Here is a 19,257-nt window from a genome sequence, read left to right on the forward strand (position 1 = left end):
CTATTATTTATGTATTTTCTATTTCATTAAGCGAAACTCGCCACTCACCTGTTAATAGCTTTTGCATTAAGCCTTTTTTAAGGTTTTTAGTTTCAGCTTTTTGTTGTTCAAGAAGAGAGAGTTTTTTATCTATCGAGTTAAGAATATTAGAAATCATTTGTTGCTCGATTAGTGGAGGACAAGCAATTAAGTATTTTTCTATAAAGTTTTTTGACACTCTTTTTTGACCAGCGGTTCCTGTCATATTAAATTCGCCCTGTGAGCGAAAGGCGCCAGATGTTGTTAAATAATAGATAAAATCGGGGCAAGACAAACCATAGTTTGCTCTAATAACATGAAATTCAGTACTACCAAAACCGATACCATTTTTAAGCTCTCTAGCTAATGCCCCTTTGCCATTTTCAAAGCAAGGTGTAATTTTTGCAACTAGTACATCGTTCTCTAGAAATGATGTAAAACCCTTTTTTACCTCTTCATACTTTTTCACTGATGGGCTAATAAGTTTCGCATCTTCTGAAGTATCAGCCATACCAACAAAACTGACTAAAGTATCCATACTTTCTGGTTTATAGGGCTTAGGATTTATTACTGAAATTTCTTCCAGTTTTACCGTTTTCCAGCTATCTGGAATTTTTCCTAACAACGAATCCTTAAACTTCGTATGTGGTTGCCAATGACCTTCATCATCTTGCACACCCACACCTTCGGAAAATAGTTTTTGCATCAATCCTATTTTAAGCGTTTTGGTTGCAGCTATTTTTTTGTCGATAAGATCGATTTTTCTATCAACTGTAGAGAGAATTTCAGCTATTTTTTGTTGTTCTTTTTTACATGTAGGGACATAGCACATTACTTGATCTAGTGTTTTACCAGAAATCAGAGGTTGAGCATTTCTATTCGCATATTTATTCAAATCTAAAAAACATAGTAAAAAATAAAGATATTCATCAGATATACTTATTTTTTTTTCGCTGACGAACAACGCATTATCCGTTATCCAAGAATATGCACGTGATTGATAGATAGCTCCACAATATTCACCTACACGCCCAATAATTAGCTTGGATTGTTCAGTATTATATGTTGAGTGATAGCCTGATATTCCATTTCCGCCATACACTGGAATATCACCGCATTCCATCTTAGCATTACTTAACGAGCTACCACTTTTTACTTTTATTACTTCAGATAATTTATAACAACCCCATTCCGAATTGCTCATTTAATGATCCCTAAAACATTAATATGGGAACTTAGTTTTGACTCTATTTTAGCTAATTCAAACTCTATTAATTTAATTTTATTTAATACTTCCAGTATATTAACTTTCTCCTCCGCCTCAGAAGTATCAATATATCGACTAATATTAAGATTAAAATCATTACCTTCAATTTCACTAAGCTCAACCACGCGCAGATATTTATCTACAGCCACAGACTTAAGCAGTTGGCTCAGCGATGCTTTAGTTTGTTCACCAGCATCAACCATACTTTTTTTGGCTTTATTATACTCTGTGGTAATCTGCAAAATATCTTCTTCACGTAGATAACTCATAGATTTACCTTCGCCAAAGTGTGCCGATGCATCAATAAATATAACTTTATTTTTCAGTGCGGTGGGTTTGTTTTTATTAATGATCAACACAGCGGCAGCAATACCAGTATTAAAGAAAAGTGCAGAAGGTAAGCCCACAATCCCTTCAATTAAATCCCCCGTAAATTCATCTTTACCTACCAGCATTCCTCGACGAATTTTACCTTCATCACCTTCACGAAATAGCACACCATGTGGAACGACTACACCAATACGACCATTTTCTTTAGTCGATGCAATCATATGCTGTACAAAGGCCAAATCCGCTTTGGTACGTGGTGCAACGCCCAATCCAAAACGACCAAATTTATCAGTGAGATCGCTACTGTATTTAACATTTCTCTCTTTACCATTATCACCAACGATTTTTCCATCATTAAGCTCTAATGGCTCCCACCATTTATCTTGAGAAAATGGCGGGTTGGCAATCACGCGATCAAAACATTGTAATCCTTCACCACTTTTATGCAGGGGATTAACTAGCGTATCACCACGTTTAATATCGCCATCCAAGTTGTGTAAAAACATATTTAACTTAGCGATTGCCCATGTACCGAGATTTTTTTCTTGTCCATAAAGCTTGCAGTTTGGCTTGCCCATTACGGTCCCGTTTTCGGGGTAATTATCTTTGATATAGCGGGCTGCTTCTACCAACATGCCACCAGAGCCACAAGTTGGGTCATAAACCTCATGAGTAGGCTGTGGTTCAATGAGTTTAACAATAAGTTCAACCACGCCATGAGGTGTATAAAATTCGCCACCTTTTTTACCTGCATCATCCGCAAACATTGCGATTAGATACTCATAGGCATCACCCAGTAAATCAGGCTTATATAAATTCTGATTACCAAGTTTATACTGATTGAAATGACGCAATAAACGCATTAGCAGACTATTGCTAAGCTTCTCTTTATCGCCAAACTGGATAGCGGTGAGAACGCGATCAAGAGAGGGATTTTGGCGCTCTATTTCAGCAAATGCCTCATCGATATGCTCGCCAATATTTTCAGTACGCTTAATTAATTGGCTCCAACGAGCATAACGGGGAACGAATTGTTCAGGGTTATCTTCCTGAAGAATAAGCATCGCTTCTTCTGCCGTGCAGTTTTCTTCCGCTTTAATCGCTTCGACACGTTCATCAAATACATCAGACAGACGTTTAAGGAAAATAAGACCAAAGATATAGTTTTTAAAATCAGAACTATCTACCGTGCCACGCATAATATTTGCACTACCCCAAAGCCATGTCTTAAGCTCATCAAGGCTGATCTTTTGTACATCTTTATCTTCAATCATGAAATTTTTTAACCAATAATTATTAATTTTAAAAAGGAATAGAAAACCAATTTTCCCATAGTATATCAATATTAAGTAATCAAACGGAGAGTAAAAAATTAATTCTTATGAGTTAATCATATGGTTGCTCTAATACGCTTATAACACTGCGGTCATATCTATTTTGTTGACTTTTTCCTCAATAATCCAGATTAAGTTCTCACGTAGATCTTCCTCTCACCGCCTCCCGTGCCTTTCCCTCTTATTTCAACACTAATAAAGCGCTCATACGAATATCATCAGTTAGTTTTTGCTCAATATATAACCAATAGTTCCACTCACTTTTTCACTAAAAATCAGATCATCTCCAGTGTGGCGGCATAATATCGCTATAAATATGATTAAAGTGTTTTTTTCCATACGAACTCATTATTAAAAAAAGTGTATCTGTACATGTAAATGCATCATTTTTTCCTAATAATCTATTTTCCCAATCATTAAATGTATTTTTAATTAAGTCTGGATTTAATTCATTTGCTTTACTCATTAATGCATAAGCATACATTCTTAATATTTGAGGCGAGTCATCTCCTGTGCCAAATACATCACTAGATGAGTATTTAACAAACAGAATAGCGAGACTTAGTAAATATTTGGATTTCTCTTCATTATTTAATGACTCAATATTTAAGCTTTGACAAATTTCTTGATAGTGTTCTTCTCTTAGTGAAGTATTTTTAATATTGATATCTGAAATAATTATTACTTTTTCGAATTTCTTTGTTAATTTCTCTTGGATATCAAAATCAACTATTTTTTGTCTATTATCAATGGGGTTACCTAAAAAAGTAGAATTAAATCGCTTATGAAAATCACCCAAATCTAATAGTTTTAATATTCTATGAGATCTTATGTTAGAAAAATTCTCATTAAAGCTTTCTTTAAAAATCTTAAAGTCATTATTAAATAGCTTATAATAATCAATTCTACTCACAGCTTGATTTTCGTTATTAATATAGAGAAAAAAGTTATTCCAACTTATATCGCTCTTTGTATCACGAGGGAACAACATGCTAGTTAAATTCTCATGATTAATTATCATAGCCTTATTCTTATCAAGAAGAATATAGTTATAATAATCTTTTTCACTCCAATCAGCCTCTTTATTTCCATTACCAAAATCTTCTTTTTCAATAAAAGGCTTAACTTCATCTAAATTAAGATATTCTCCATATAATGCTCTAGCTTTCTCTTGGATGTTTTTATTATCATGATAAAGAGATCGTGACATTAATTCAATAAATTCACCATTACGTTCTATCATAAAATTTTTATGAAGTGAAGAAGCCATATCCAAACAAAAATCAAAATTACTTTTAAGTAGTTTATCAGAAAATACTTTCACCTTATCGCTTGTATCATCCTTGATTTTATTTTCAAATAAAAGCTTAGTAAAAGCCCATATATCGTTATCCTTAAGATAATAATCTTTAGATAAAACCTTATCTATTATTAAGTCTAAAGGTAATTCTTTTAATTTATCCTCACTAAATAGAGATAACTTATTTATTATCTGACCCATAAGTGATGTTTTTATACTATAGTATTTATCATCTATAGAATCAATGGTGTGAAATAGTGTAGAATCACTAAAACATTCATCTAAAGTATATCTATCAAGTGGGAGATAAGGATTAAAACTTATCTCTGCACCATCAAGCTTTGCATTTGAATAATCAGCATTATTTAAATTAACTTTAGCGCCTGTCAAATCACTATTTATAAATTTTGAGCCATTTAGATGTGCTACGCTCAAATCAACATTTGAGAGGTTAGAACCTGAAAAGTCAACGCCTTTATTCTCATCTTCTTTATTAAGAATGTACGAGAAACTAAAATTAGTCGTTCTAAGATCTTTATTTTTAAAATTAATACCAATTAAATTTTTATTACTAAAGTCTTTGTTTTTAAAATTATTTAGGAACGATAGTGCTTTAAAAAACCTTGTGTTTTTTTCTTTATTCTCATTGCTTTTAAATTCATATTTATCTATACAATTAATTTTAATTTCACTTAATCTATTAAATAACAATTGATACTTATTTACCCCATCCTGTTTAACTGTGCCATTACTAGCATCTCCGTTTAATTTAAACGGTGCATCTGTTAATTTTATTTCTAATATTTTTTCTGCAAAATGTATATTTTTTAAGGAGGGATTGCGCTTCGCTAAATCAACAGCGGCTACAGAACTTCTCATTATATGCGCTTTAAGATATAAAGAAACATTATTCATAATGTACACCAACGTATAATCGATTAAGAATGATAAAAATCCAGATAATATTCATATAAACTCCTCTCATTGATTACTAAATAATCTCAGTTTATAAATATTTTCGCTTAATAATATAGCATAAGAATATTATAATATTTTATTAATCAATAGTGTTTTTAACAAAAACATCAGCTGGTACCCCAAGAAAACATTCATGCAATTTATACATAAAACATCCATTACCATCCATTAAATAATAAAAATAATTTGTAATTATTTATTAAAAAAAAGAATAATATAAAACAATAATCATAGTAAACCTAACTAAGTGTGAATTATTTTCAAGAATTCAATAACAACAAAAACATTTGAACTATTTATCAATGAAGCCAATAATTAAATCATTAATCTACTTATAACTATTTTATTAAATAAAAGGTTTATTTTGTTATGAATGACACAGTTGAATATAACGCGAGAGATAATAGAGATAAAAAACAATATAAAAATAGCAGCTGTAAGTGTAGAGAAGAAATAATAACCAACTTAAATAATTATATTAATAGTCACTCCGAGTGTACTATTTATCAGAATTCATTAATGAGCAGTTTAATTGCGGGGGTTTATGACAGTAATGTCACTATAGCTGATTTATTAAAACATGGGGATTTTGGCTTAGGTACTTTTAATCACCTTGATGGCGAATTGGTGGCTTTTGATAACAATGTATTTCAATTACGTTCTGATGGCAGTGCACACAAAGCGACACATTGCCAGAAATCCCCTTTTGCTGTAATGACTTTTTTTAATCCCGATATAGAACATCACTTTTCTCATCGTGTTACACAACAAGAAATACATAATACAATTAATCAATATGTTCCTTCTGATAACCTTTTTTGTGCTATCAAAATTGAAGGTGAATTTGGGTTAGTCAAAACACGCACAGTGCCTCGTCAAGAAGCGCCTTATCTTCCCATGTTAGAGGCCATAGAAAACCAACCTATTTTTACCTTTCACAATGAAACTGGAATTATTGCCGGTTTTCGCTCACCACAATTTACGCAAGGAATTAATGTTGCTGGATTTCATGAACACTATATTAATCAACAACGTCAAGGTGGCGGACATATTCTGGATTACCAACTAAAAAATGGCACCTTACAAATTGGCGTTATTTCTCGTCTTACTATTGATCTCCCCAGCCAATCGACTTTCTTAGACGCTAATTTAACGCCAGACAACCTTAATCAGGCAATAGAACGAGCAGAAAACTAATCTTGAAGATCTCTTCCTTATTAGTTACTCCCCTTTTTATTTACTTGCAAAATCAAAGAAGGTTTTATGAACACTCATCATTGGAAATGTGGTGCAGATTTAGTGGTCAAACAATTAGAACAACATGGCATTAAACAAGTGTTTGGTATTCCAGGTGCGAAAATTGATCGTGTATTTGACTCTCTTGTCGACTCAAGTATTGAAACCGTGGTGGTTCGCCATGAAGCTAACGCAGCATTTATGGCTGCTGCAGTGGGTCGTTTAACGGGAAAAGCAGGCGTGGCTATCGCAACATCAGGACCTGGCTGCTCCAATCTTACAACAGGTATTGCAACCGCAACTTCGGAGGGTGACCCTTTAGTTGCGTTAGGTGGATCAGTAAAATCCACTGATAGACTAAAACTAGTCCATCAAAGCATGGATACCGTTACTATGTTTAATCCAATCACTAAATTTTGTGCTGAGATAGACGCTTCTAAATCGATTGCTGAAACAATGGTCAATGCCTTTCGTCATGCTGAATCAGGAAGGCCAGGTTCTGCTTTTTTAACCTTTCCAATGGATATTCTTAATAACGCAGTTGATAGCCCAATTTTAGTACCTAAATCTAAATCAAATCTTGGTAGTGCAAATAATGAGGCGATTCAATATGCCGTAAAAATGCTTTTGTCAGCAAAAAATGTGGTTATTTTATTAGGTCTTCAAGCGAGTTATCCCCAAAATGCATTAGCGTTACAAAAGCTACTCGATATTTGTCCATTACCAATTGTTGGTACTTATCAATCAGCAGGGGCTATTGCTCGTCGCCATTTTCCTTTATTTGCCGGTCGTATTGGGTTATTTAACAATCAACCGGGTGATGAATTACTTTCACACGCTGACTTAGTCATTACTTTAGGCTATAGCCCTATCGAATATGAGCCCTCTTTATGGAATTATAATAATGCAAAAATTATTCATATTGATGAAATTCCTGCTGAAATAGATTTAGCTTATTGTCCTGCATTAGAACTTACTGGCAATATTAAATTAACGATTGATAATTTAACTCAACTATTAACTAGCCAATCGACATCGCAAATAACGTTATCAAATAATACTCATCAGATATTAGAAAAAATTCGCCAACAAAGAGAGACCTTACAGCAAAATAGTTATTTCAGACAAGGCTCTCCAATTCATCCTTTAACTATTATTTATGAGATGCAAAATATTATTGATAATGACGTAACGCTTTGCATTGATATGGGTAGCTTTCATATTTGGCTCGCTCGTTATCTTCATAGTTTTAGAGCGAGACAAATGCTTATTTCTAATGGGCAACAGACCATGGGTGTGGCTTTACCTTGGGGAATAGGTGCTTCTTTTGTAAGACCTTCAGATAAAATTATCTCCGTCTCTGGTGATGGTGGTTTTATGCAATCATCAATGGAGTTAGAAACCGCAGTTCGCCTTAAAACCAATATATTGCACATTATCTGGGTTGATAACGCTTATAATATGGTTGAAATGCAAGAGCAGCAAAAATATGGTCGTTATTCCGGTGTCAAATTTGGAGCTATCGATTTTAAACGCTATGCAGAATCATTTGGCGCTAAAGGATTTTATGTAGAGTGTGCATCTCAACTTCGTTCAATTCTACATGAAGCAATAGCAATTGATGGTCCCGCTGTTCTTGCTATTCCTGTCGATTATCGAGATAACGCTAAATTGATGGAACAGATCAATTACAATTTAATTATTTAGCTACTGCCCCTAAAAAATAGCGTTAAAATAATAAGGATGAGCATTTTTCACTCATCCTTATTTTCCTCTCTATATCTTTTCATAGGCTAATCTTTTGCTATAAAGCTTTTATTTGTCGCTAAAACGTTATTATCTATTCCCTCTTGCGGTTTTTCTATTAATAATACGTTGCAATGATTTTACGCTTTATAGATGTAAGCCAAAACTAGGCTTTATCTTATCTAGTTTGCTAACTTTAACGTCTAAAATAACCCTAACCTACTCAATATAGTACGATAAATCATCAGGATAACTATCATGTCTCAATCTCAATCACTCTCCTCTACTACGCGTTTTTTTGCTGTTAGATTATTACCCGGTGAAGATGTGATTGCAGTATTACGTCAGTTTATTCAGCAAAATAATCTGCAATCAGCCTTTATTGCTGGTTGTGTGGGAAGCCTAACAGATGTGGTATTACGTTTTGCAGGTCGTGAAGAAAATCGTTATCTTACGGGTAAATTTGAAGTGGTATCGCTTATCGGCACATTAGATGCTGCGGGTGAACATCTTCATTTAGCGGTATCTGATGAAAATGGATTAATGTGTGGTGGACATATGATGCCAGGCTGTACAGTGCGCACGACGCTAGAACTCGTTATTGGTGAGTTAGAGCAAGTGACTTTTAGCCGTCAGCCTTGTAAACACTCTGGTTATGAAGAGTTGGTCATCACACCGCGTAAATAAATTGCCCATCATAAGGGAATAAATTTATGCACCGACAATAAAACCAATAATAACTACTTTTTTATAAAGGTTTTTTACTATGTCTACAACTCCTCTTATATCAAGTCGAACACTTGTACTTATTGTTGTCTCTATTGCCATTAATATGATCGGTGGTCAAATCACTTCTATGCTTAAACTCCCTATTTTTTTAGACTCAATTGGGACTTTAATTTGTGCGTTATTAGGTGGTCCTTGGGTTGCTTTATTTACCGGATTACTGACTAACTTATTATGGGGATTAATTAGTGGTCCTATCGCTGCGGCATTTGCCCCTGTTGCAATGATGATAGGATTAAGTGCAGGTTTATTGGCTCGCGTTGGTGGGTTCCGTTCTCTTACTCGCGTTATTGGCTCCGGTATTATTATTACTTTCGCTTTAATGCTCGTTGCTGTACCTATTCGTACTTATTTATTCGCAGGCACAACAGGTAGTGGTGCTGATTTCTTTGTTGCTTATTTTCATGCTATTGGTGAAGGGCTTATCGAATCTGTCGCTATTACCGTACTAGGTGCCAATCTTGCCGATAAAATATTGTCAGCCATTATTGCATGGATATTAGTTCGTCGATTACCACAACGAGCACAACGTAATTTCCCTTCAATTGCCAAGGTTAGCTGATAATGCACCCTTTCACTTCACTAGCACTCTGGTTTTGGCTTAGTGCAAGTGTTATTTTTTTACCATTAGATTTGCCATTGTTTTTCATTAGCAGTGGCGTTTTTATTGGTCTATTAATCTGGAAAGCGTCACGCTGGCGGTGGCGCTTTGTTGCATGGTTAATGCTGCCAATGGCAATGGGATTATGGCTTGTTCATAGTGGCTGGCTTGCTTATTGGATAACAAATGCGCCTTTAGACACGAGTAAACAACCCGCTGCTATTGCTTTATGGTTAAGATTATTAGCAATAATAAGTGGTGCACAATTATGGTTACAATACTCATCCACGGAGCAATTTATCAAAGCGCTTTTTGCCAGCCGCTTACCCGTTAGTTTCTCTTATCTCTTGGCGGGACCATTATTGCTGGTAGAACAATTACGCCAACAGCTACAAAATATAAAAGAAGCACAATTAGCAAGAGGCGTTCCTCTTGATGGTAATTTTTATCAACGATTAAGCGCCTTACCCGCTCTCTTTCTTCCTTTAATTAGTCATACCTTAAGTGATTTAGCTATTCGTGGCGCAGCATTAGATATGCGTGGATTTCGGATTATTGCTAAAAGAACCACCGTAGCGCCACCTACAGATAGCTCGCTTCAAGCGATATTACGCTACACCATTTTATTGCTGATCCTTATTGAAGGAGGTATATGGCTATGGTGGTAAATTTACAGCAACTTAGCTTTACCCCAAAAAATGAAGAAACACCCATTATTGGTCCTATCGATCTTCAACTTTATCAAGGTGAATGGTTAGTTGTATTAGGTGGCAATGGCAGTGGAAAAAGCCTTCTTGCTCAGCTAATTGCAGGTTGGTTTCCTGATTTACTCAGTGGCACAATTAAAGGCTCAGGTATTGTGCAAGAAATTGGTTTAGATAAAAGCCGGTTAGTCTCTTTGGCACCAGGTCGTCAATTAGTACAACAATCCCCGCAATTACAACTGTCAGGATGTGCATTTACGGTTGAACAAGAAGTGGCTTTTGGTCCTGAAAACCTGGGGTTAAGTGTCAATGAAATAAGATTTCGTGTAAAAGAAGCATTAGCACTAACACAGTGTGAAAAGCTACGTTTTCGTCATCCTGCAACGCTATCTGGTGGCGAGGCTCAACGTGTGGTTATTGCCAGCGCCCTTGCTATGCATCCTCAATTGTTATTACTGGATGAAGCCTTTAGTCGTTTAACATCCACAGCAACACAGCAACTACAGCAACGAATTAAGCATTATGCTAAAGAATATCATTGTAGTGTGATTGTATTTGAACGTAATTTACTTCCCGCAATTAGTTTGAGTGATCAGTTTTTATTATTAGAAGCAGGAAAAGTAAAATCACAGGGTTCATTACAGCAAGTTTTTCCGATGGCACTTTCAACGATTAATGCACCTGATGCATGGCAAGCACTTGCCTGGTTAGTTGAACAAGGTTATTGGGAACATGCCATTGTTGATAATAACCAAGCATTACTTAATGCCTTTAAGGAATTTTATGTTACAGCTCGATAAAATAACTTATCGTTGGAGTGAAGATGTACCGCCCTGTATATCACAGCTGTCATTAACACTGAATAAAGGTGAATGGGTAACATTAGTGGGTGATAATGGTGCAGGAAAATCTACTTTATTGCGTCTTGCCGCTGGATTATTAAAACCTAATCAAGGGAAGGTTCAATTTAATGGACACTCATTATCTGATATTAAAGCTGCTCAACGTGCTTGTTTGATTGGCGTATTATTTCAAGAACCTGAACGCCAAATTTTTCATAGCACCGTAAAAGATGAAGTTCTCTTTGGCTTAAAACAACGTAAAATGGCTAAAGAAGAACAAGAACATCTATTAAATGAAACCCTTGAGCTGTGTGGATTAACGGATGTTGCCAATATTCACCCATTAGACTTACATGCAGGTCAACGACGAATGGTTGCGGTTGCCAGCTTAACTATTGTTGCTCCTCAGTTATTATTACTAGATGAGCCAACTCGTGATTTTGATGCTTATTGGCTAAAGCAATTTGAACACTGGCTGAATATACAGAAAGAGCGCGGAACATCAGTATTGGCGATTAGTCATGATCTCGATTTTACCGCGCGCCATTTTCGTCGCGTTATTCATCTATCTGCTGGAAAATTAATTGCTGATGGCGCACCAGAAAAAGTATTAATTAATCCAACGCTTCAACCCCCTTCTGTACTTCCAGCACCAACGCTCTACTCTTTAAGTAAAAAGCTTGGCTTACCGATTAAAAATAGCCCAACACAATGGGCTGAAATGTTAATTAATAAAAAACAGAATTAGAGTTCCTACTGAAATAATAAAGTTGCATTATCATATAATAAATATATTAGCCGTAAACCATATTACGGCTAAATTAATTTGCTGTTTTTAATAGTACGAATTTTAATATTGAAGAATTTATTTTTTATTTTCAGTGAGTGTTTTTATATCAATGACAAATCGATATTTTACATCACTCTTTATCATTCTTTCAAATGCTTGATTAATATTTTTAATATCAATTAACTCTATATCTGCTGTAATATTGTGTTTGCCACAAAAATCCAGCATCTCTTGCGTTTCTGCTATTCCACCAATACAAGAGCCAGCGACAGCTCTGCGCCCAAATATCATAGCGCCGGTATTAATAGTTGGTTCAACATCACCAATTAAACCAACAAAAACTAATGTGCCATCAATCATTAATGTCGGCAAATAAGGATTAATATCATGTGAATAAGGCACGGTATCGATAATAACTTCAAACTCATTTTTTACTGCATCCATTTGCGTTTTATCTGTCGATAATACAACGTGATGAGCACCTAAACGACGAGCATCTGCTTCTTTATCAATTGAACGTGTAAATAGAGTGACTTCAGCACCTAAAGCATGAGCAAATTTTAGCGCCATATGTCCCAAACCACCTAAGCCAATAATAGCAACTTTACTTCCTTTAGTTACTCCCCATTGACGTAATGGCGACCATGTCGTAATTCCTGCACATAATAGTGGTGCAACACCTTCTGGTGCTAAATTTTTAGGAATATGAAGTACGAAATCTTCAGCACATAAAATAGCTTGAGCATAACCACCATAAGTTACTCTATTATCATGGCGATCATGGCTATTATATGTAAAGGTAAATCCCTCTTCACAATACTGTTCTAACCCTTGCTGACAGGGAGAACAGTGGCGACAAGAGTCCACCATGCATCCCACTCCCACTAAATCACCGACTTTAAATTTACTTACTTTATTTCCAATTGCCGTCACATGACCAATAATTTCATGCCCTGGTACAATAGGATAAATGCTAGCATTCCAATCATTACGTGCTTGATGTAAATCTGAATGACAAACACCACAATAAAGAATATCGATAGCCACATCATCTTCACGTAAAGAACGAACCTCAAATTGATAAGGAGCTAAAGGTGCTGTGGGTGATTTCGCTGCATAGCCAAGGATTTTATTTACCATTTAAGCAATTCCTCTATTTATATTAATAAAAAATTAAAGAACATCTGAAATCATACTTATTGATCATAGCTGTTATTAAAATAATTGCTTTATATCCCTACTTTTTGTTAGGATGCGATACAAAAAAACAAATTTCATTGAAAAATTAAAACTCAATGGACATAAATATTACTCACATAGAATTAATATTAAGTGGAGAAAATAAAAGTGGAACTATTTAATTCCATACTCGATTTATTAAATCATTTATCTCCAATAACGTTATTTATCTCTATTAGTTTATTAACAGCGGGTAAATCGACAATAGCTATCTCTTCATTTTTGCCACCAGCATCACTTATGTTGTTATTAATATTTGGTCTTTGCTTACCCGCTCATTCACCTATTTTTCTTTGGCTTGCCGCGGGTAGTGGCGCTTTATTAGGTTCTATTATTAGTTATGAGCTTGGACGTTTTATTTATCGCTTTCCTCGTCTTGAGAAAAGAGTGTCTCGTTATCAGTCAAAGATTAATCGCCTGCAACAATTATTAAAAAGAAAAACCTATTACATTGTTTTTATTTCACGTTTTCTTGCCGTGTTTCGTTATTTAACACCGTTTAGTGCTGGATTATTAAAACTGCCTGCTTATGGTATTTATATAACGAGTGCAATCTCTGCGTTAGTCTGGTCGGCAATTTTTATTCTAATTGCAACTGGAGTCCTCTCCATTACTTTATAACCTTCTGGCTGCATTGTTATTCTCATCCCCCGCTTTTACTGTATTTCACTCACTTATTTTAGCTATTTATTTAACATGACTAATTTACTTATTTTCGTATCGCCTTAAATAGCTATATTGCGATTAGTATAAATAGTCTTTTTATGACTTAATTTCCAAGATCCTCGGATTTTTGCATTGTTTTTAGTTTTTGTTCCATCGCTCTTATCTTCTTACCGATATTTTCTGTCGGTTTTCTAAGCTAACACCATAAATATGATTAAAAATTGCATAATCATAAAGTTGATCACAATTTGTTATATTTTGTTCTTAAATTAACCATGTCAGTTCACAATTTTTTAACGTTTCTTTATCTATCAAAGTTGTCATGTTGTATACAAGTTGGTGTGAAACATTCACCTGCGTTTTTATATACAGGAACAACATCATGAGAATAAAAAAAACAAAGCTCGCCATCGGTCTTGTTGCTGTTATTGCTGTTATTTCGTTAGCAGTGATCGGCAAAAAAGAGAATGCGAATAAACAATTTCTCTCTGTAGCAACGGCATCAACAGGAGGAACCTATTATCCAATGGGCGTCGGTTTAGCCAATGTTTGGAGCACACATTTAAAAGAGAGAGGCGTGCAAGTCACAGGGCAATCTTCTGCTGGTTCGATAGAAAATATCTACCTAATGCAGAAAAATGAAGCCCAACTCTCTATTTTACAAAGTTTATTAGCGGTAGAAGCTTACGATGGTGTGCGCAATTTTGAAGGTAAACCAGAAAAAAATCTGCGCTCTATTTCAATGTTATGGCCTAACGTTGAACACTTTGTATTAATGAATAATAAAGTGAAAACTGGCACGTTAGATGATATTCGCTCAACCAGTTTCTCTGTTGGTCCACAAGCCAGTGGTACTGAACAATCCACTATTATTATTTTACAAGGTGTCAATTTAACCAAAAAAGATATCACACCTGAATATCTTGGCTATGGTGATACCGTTTCTGCTATGCGTGATGGTCGACTTGATGGTGGCGCATTACCTGCGGGTGTTCCTGCATCTGCGGTAACCGATATGTATGCCAGTGGTGTAAGTGCAAAATTACTTGAAGTCACCGATAAGCAATTAAATGATATCAATAGCATCGCCAATTCTTGGTTTCGCTTTGAAATACCTGCTGATACCTATCCTCGTCAAACTGAAAAAGTAAATACGATTGCTCAGCCTAATATTTTAATGACCACAACCGCAATGGATGACGAGCTAATTTATGAGCTCACCAAAACGATGTTTGAAAACTTATCGGAAGTTCATCAAGTACATAGTGCTGCAAAATACATCACTACAGAGAATGCTTTAAAAGGTGTTTCTGTACCGCTACATCTTGGTGCTTATCGTTATTACAAAGAAATTGGGTTAGATATCCCTGATTATCTTATTCCACCAGAAGCCCAAACGCAGACTAATAATAAATAACAGGAGTGAGTTATGACTATAAATAATGACCACCTAACTCCGGTAGAGCCACCTGCATTAGATAAAGAAGCCAGCTCTGGTACTCGTCAGCTTGCAGGTATTTACCTTAAAATTACCACAACCCTTGCCATCTTAATTTCACTGTATGCGATTTACTCTAACGCGCTATCAAATACCCAAGAGTTCTATCGTAATACTATTTTTCTTAGTGGAATTTTAATCTTAGGTTTTATTCTTTTTCCTTTCTCTAAACGCTTTTCAACACCTAAATTCAATGGTTGGGATTATCTTTTTATTGCGTTAACACTAATTAGTTACGGTTATTTCTTCTTTAATTACGTCGATCTACACGTCGTTAGAAAAAGTATCCCTAACACTACTGACTATGTTATGGCGATAGTGGGCATTATTGTTCTTTTTGAAGCGGCTCGTCGTACAACGGGATATTTTATTCCCGGACTTGCCACTTTCGCCATTATTTATGCCCTTTTTGGTCAATATTTTATGGGCATATTTGGTCATGCCGGATTTTCTGTAGAAAGATTGTTATACCGCTTATTTATGACTAGTGAAGGCATATTTGGTATCACCTTATCAACCGCATCAACCGCTATTGTGGTGTTTATTCTATTTGGATCATTTTTAAGTGTTAGTGGTGCTACAGCACTATTTAATGATTTGGCTTTAGCTATTGCAGGACGCCGTCGCGGTGGTCCCGCTCAAGTTGCCGTTATTTCATCAGCATTAACGGGTTCATTAAGTGGTAGTGCGGTAGCTAACGTAGCAACAACGGGTACATTTACCATTCCATTAATGAAAAGTATTGGGTTAACACCCCGTTTTGCAGGTGCTGTAGAAGCAACCGCTTCAACAGGTGGAATGATCATGCCGCCTATTATGGGTGCAGCAGCATTTATTATGGCGGGTTTTTTAGGTATTTCGTATACCACTATTGTTATTGCCGCCATTATTCCGGCGCTACTCTATTACGCGGCATTAATTATGGCGATTGATATTGAAGCTAAAAAACAGGGATTAAAAGGCTTAAGTAAAGAGAATATTCCACAAGTTAAAGCAGTATTAAAAGCCCGTGGATTACTGTTATTACCTTTAGTTATTGTGATTGGTACATTACTTGTCGGAAAAACACCAATTTATGCGGGATTCTTAGGTATATTAACCATTATTGCCGCCAGTTGGATCACGCCAGATAAAACCGTGCGTATGACCTTAAGAAAAGTCGCTGATGCCTTAGCTGAAGCCGCTAGAGGTTCAGTCCAAGTTACGGTCGCTTGTGCCGCCATTGGCGTTATTATTTGTGTTGTTACTATGACAGGCATTGGTGCCACATTAGCCTTTAATATTGTCTCCATGACTGACAACACATTATGGATGATCTTATTAGTGGTTATGCTGGTATGTATTGTATTAAGTATGGGGTTACCTTCTACCGCTCTATATATTGTCGTTGCCGTTACGGTGTCACCTATCTTAATTAAAGCGGGTGTATTACCTTTAGCAGCCCATTTCTTTGTATTTTGGTTTGGCGCACTGTCTAATATTACGCCACCAGTCGCATTAGCAAGTTATACCGCCGCAAGTATTGCAAGAGCAGACCCAATGCAAACTTCATGGGACGCTGTTCGATTAGCACTTCCAGGTTTTATTATTCCGTTTATCCTGGTTTATAACCCAGCATTACTAATGCAAGGTGATAACTTAGGTGTATTCTCTATTGGATTAATGATTATTACTGCATTAATAGGAATTTATGCATTAAGTATTGCTACCGCTAACTTTTGGATGGTGAAAACAACATGGTTTGAGCGCATTGCATTTGCTGCTGCGGCTATTTTGATGATCAAACCGGGTCTTTATACTGATCTGATGGGAATTAGCTTAATTGTACTAACAGGCGCATTCCATATTCTACGGTCTAAAAAACAATTAAATAATATGGGGCACATTCCCGGAGAAAATTAGATGATACAAAAGATCTCACGCCAAAAAGCGTCACATCAGATCCTTGACCAAATCAAGCAGAGTATTTCGGATGGTACTTATCCTATTGGCGAAAAATTGCCTTCTGAAAATGTTCTCGCTGATGCCTTTGGTGTCAGCCGAGTTCCAATCAGAGAAGCATTAGGTGTATTGGAAGCCAGTGGCATTATTACCTCACGCCAAGGAGGTGGCAGACGTGTTATTGACCACTCAATACTCAGCAAATATGAGCCTATTGTAATGGAAGTTGCTCGTCCTCAAGAAATTGATGCATTGCTTGAAATGCGTGAGGTCATTGAACATGAAGCGGCAGCCATTGCCGCTTTACGCCGAACACCAGAAGAGTTAGTCGCTATTGAAAATGCCCATCAAGCATTTATTTTAGTCACTAAACAACATAAAAATATTGGTCATGAAGAGGATTATCAATTCCATCGCGCCATTATGGTTGCCTCTCATAACCCATTTTTTGTTCGAATTTTAGATAATATGCATGAGCTCTATCTTGGCGTATTAATGTATTCGTTAAGCCAAAACAAAGGGCGAGAAGCAGAAACTGCACGGGTTATTGCTGAACATGAAGCTATCGTTGAAGCAATACGCCAACAAGATTGTGATGAAACCAGCCATAAAATGCGCCTTCATTTAACCAATGTACGCGGCAAATTAAATCGTTTACAGCAAGAGAAACGGTAACAACATCTTTAGCAAATGGGTAATATTATGACTTATGACGTTATTATCATCGGTGCAGGATTAGTAGGATTAGGTGTCGCAAGTGCACTTCAAGAGAGTCAACCTGAACTTAATTTACTGGTGATTGATAAGGAATCAGGTCCTGCTGTGCACCAGAGTGGTCATAACAGTAATGTTGTCCATTCGGGTATTTATTACACGCCAGGAAGCTTAAAAGCGAGACTCGCCAAACAAGGTAATATCACCACTTATGCCTTTTGCCAACAGCATAATCTTTATTATGATCGTTGTGGCAAAGTGATTGTTGCAACTAATGAAAACGAACGACAAGCATTAGAAAATATCTATCAACGAGGTGTTGAAAATGGGCTTGAAGTGATAAAAATGACAGAGAGTGAGCTCAAAGCAAGAGAACCTTATGTCAATGGTATCGCGGCTTTATTAGTGCCTGATGCAGGCATTGTAAATTATCCTGAAATTGCCGCTAAACATGTTGAAATCATTCAATCTCGTGGTGGTGAATTTGCATTTAATCAATCAGTTACTGCGATTAATGAAACCGAAGAGAGTGTTACTGTCACCACGTCAAATAATCAATTTACCAGTAAATGGCTAATCAATTGCGCGGGTTTATTTAGTGACCGTATCGCTAAAATGGCGGGATACGATACTGGGATGAAAATCGTCCCTTTTCGTGGTGAATACTTTATGCTTAACAGCAATAAAAACTATTTAGTCAATCACTTAATTTATCCCGTTCCGAATCCTGATTTTCCTTTTTTAGGTGTGCATTTTACGCGTATGTATAATGGGCATCGTGATGTTGGTCCTAATGCGGTATTGGCGTTTAAACGCGAAGGTTATAAAAAGAGTGATATCAACGTAAAGGATCTGGCTGAAGTATTAACTTATAAAGGTTTTTGGAAAATCGCCGGAAACTATTTTACTGAAGGAATGGCAGAACTCCGCCGTTCTTATTCGCGTAAACTTTTTACTCAAAATGCACAGAAACTTATTCCTGATTTACGCGAAGCTGATATTCACCCAGGCCCTGCTGGCGTTCGTGCCCAAGCATTAACACAGGATGGTAAATTGGTGGATGATTTTCATTTTGTAAGAGGGAAACGCTCATTACATGTGTGCAATGCCCCTTCTCCTGCGGCTACGGCTTCTATTGAAATTGGCAGGGAAATAGTGAAAAAGCATTTTTTATTATAAGAAGTGCTATGAATAAAAAAGCTGAGTATTTATCTCTCTCAGCTTTTTTGTTTTAAGTATTTTTATACTATGCAGTCTATCTTGCTCT

The 19,257-nt window shown here is 36.0% G+C and carries 16 protein-coding genes; 12 read left to right on the top strand and 4 right to left on the bottom strand.

Going from position 1 to position 19,257, the window contains the following annotated elements:
* Nucleotides 1–7: 7 nt before the first annotated feature.
* From ABN099_RS01180 to ABN099_RS01190, 3 genes are all read right to left on the bottom strand, one after another.
* A complete protein-coding gene (locus tag ABN099_RS01180) occupies nt 8–1,222 on the bottom strand; it encodes a restriction endonuclease subunit S (RefSeq protein WP_349461856.1) in 1,215 nt (404 codons plus the stop codon).
* A complete protein-coding gene (locus ABN099_RS01185) occupies nt 1,219–2,889 on the bottom strand; it encodes a type I restriction-modification system subunit M (protein ID WP_349461857.1) in 1,671 nt (556 codons plus the stop codon). The genes ABN099_RS01180 and ABN099_RS01185 overlap by 4 nt, the downstream gene beginning before the upstream one ends.
* Nucleotides 2,890–3,229: 340 nt before the next feature.
* Complete coding sequence (locus ABN099_RS01190) at nt 3,230–5,164, bottom strand: pentapeptide repeat-containing protein (RefSeq protein WP_349461858.1); 1,935 nt, start codon at nt 5,162–5,164, stop codon at nt 3,230–3,232.
* A 432-nt stretch (nt 5,165–5,596) separates the two neighbouring features.
* Here ABN099_RS01190 and budA point away from each other — a divergent pair, with 432 nt between their 5' ends.
* From budA to ABN099_RS01225, 7 genes are all read left to right on the top strand, one after another.
* Entirely contained in the window at nt 5,597–6,424 is an 828-nt protein-coding gene (budA, locus tag ABN099_RS01195; protein ID WP_349461859.1) for an acetolactate decarboxylase, read from the top strand.
* Between the two features lie 66 nt (nt 6,425–6,490).
* Nucleotides 6,491–8,170 carry an acetolactate synthase AlsS gene (gene alsS, locus ABN099_RS01200; protein WP_349461860.1) on the top strand — a complete coding sequence of 560 codons (1,680 nt, stop codon included), beginning with the start codon at nt 6,491–6,493 and terminating at the stop codon, nt 8,168–8,170.
* Between the two features lie 297 nt (nt 8,171–8,467).
* Entirely contained in the window at nt 8,468–8,896 is a 429-nt protein-coding gene (locus ABN099_RS01205; protein WP_349461861.1) for a PPC domain-containing DNA-binding protein, read from the top strand.
* A gap of 79 nt (nt 8,897–8,975) precedes the next feature.
* A complete protein-coding gene (locus ABN099_RS01210; protein ID WP_349461862.1) occupies nt 8,976–9,557 on the top strand; it encodes an ECF transporter S component in 582 nt (193 codons plus the stop codon).
* Nucleotides 9,558–9,559: 2 nt separating this feature from the next.
* Nucleotides 9,560–10,264 (top strand): energy-coupling factor transporter transmembrane component T, encoded by a 705-nt coding sequence (locus ABN099_RS01215; RefSeq protein WP_349461863.1) that lies wholly within the window; start codon nt 9,560–9,562, stop codon nt 10,262–10,264.
* Complete coding sequence (locus tag ABN099_RS01220; protein ID WP_349461864.1) at nt 10,249–11,100, top strand: energy-coupling factor ABC transporter ATP-binding protein; 852 nt, start codon at nt 10,249–10,251, stop codon at nt 11,098–11,100. The genes ABN099_RS01215 and ABN099_RS01220 overlap by 16 nt, the downstream gene beginning before the upstream one ends.
* A complete protein-coding gene (locus ABN099_RS01225; protein WP_349461865.1) occupies nt 11,084–11,890 on the top strand; it encodes an energy-coupling factor ABC transporter ATP-binding protein in 807 nt (268 codons plus the stop codon). Before ABN099_RS01220 ends, ABN099_RS01225 begins: the two co-directional genes overlap by 17 nt.
* 117 nt (nt 11,891–12,007) lie before the next feature.
* Here the strand turns inward: ABN099_RS01225 and ABN099_RS01230 are convergent, their stop codons facing one another.
* Nucleotides 12,008–13,072: an NAD(P)-dependent alcohol dehydrogenase gene (locus ABN099_RS01230; RefSeq protein WP_349461866.1), complete on the bottom strand. Its 1,065-nt coding sequence runs from the start codon at nt 13,070–13,072 to the stop codon at nt 12,008–12,010.
* 207 nt (nt 13,073–13,279) lie between these two features.
* Here ABN099_RS01230 and ABN099_RS01235 point away from each other — a divergent pair, with 207 nt between their 5' ends.
* The 5 genes from ABN099_RS01235 to lhgO all read left to right on the top strand — a co-directional run bounded on the left by ABN099_RS01235 (nt 13,280) and on the right by lhgO (nt 19,169).
* On the top strand, nt 13,280–13,792 hold the full coding sequence (locus tag ABN099_RS01235; RefSeq protein WP_349461867.1) for a DedA family protein: 513 nt from the start codon (nt 13,280–13,282) through the stop codon (nt 13,790–13,792).
* A gap of 427 nt (nt 13,793–14,219) precedes the next feature.
* Nucleotides 14,220–15,254 (top strand): TAXI family TRAP transporter solute-binding subunit, encoded by a 1,035-nt coding sequence (locus tag ABN099_RS01240; RefSeq protein WP_349461868.1) that lies wholly within the window; start codon nt 14,220–14,222, stop codon nt 15,252–15,254.
* Between the two features lie 12 nt (nt 15,255–15,266).
* Nucleotides 15,267–17,237 carry a TRAP transporter permease gene (locus tag ABN099_RS01245; protein ID WP_349461869.1) on the top strand — a complete coding sequence of 657 codons (1,971 nt, stop codon included), beginning with the start codon at nt 15,267–15,269 and terminating at the stop codon, nt 17,235–17,237.
* Nucleotides 17,238–17,951, top strand: a complete 714-nt coding sequence (locus ABN099_RS01250; protein ID WP_349461870.1) for a FadR/GntR family transcriptional regulator — start codon at nt 17,238–17,240, stop codon at nt 17,949–17,951.
* 15 nt (nt 17,952–17,966) lie between these two features.
* Nucleotides 17,967–19,169: an L-2-hydroxyglutarate oxidase gene (lhgO, locus tag ABN099_RS01255; protein WP_349461871.1), complete on the top strand. Its 1,203-nt coding sequence runs from the start codon at nt 17,967–17,969 to the stop codon at nt 19,167–19,169.
* Nucleotides 19,170–19,257 lie beyond the last annotated feature (88 nt).

This window comes from Proteus hauseri (genome assembly GCF_040139125.1).
Lineage (GTDB): Bacteria > Pseudomonadota > Gammaproteobacteria > Enterobacterales > Enterobacteriaceae > Proteus > Proteus hauseri_B.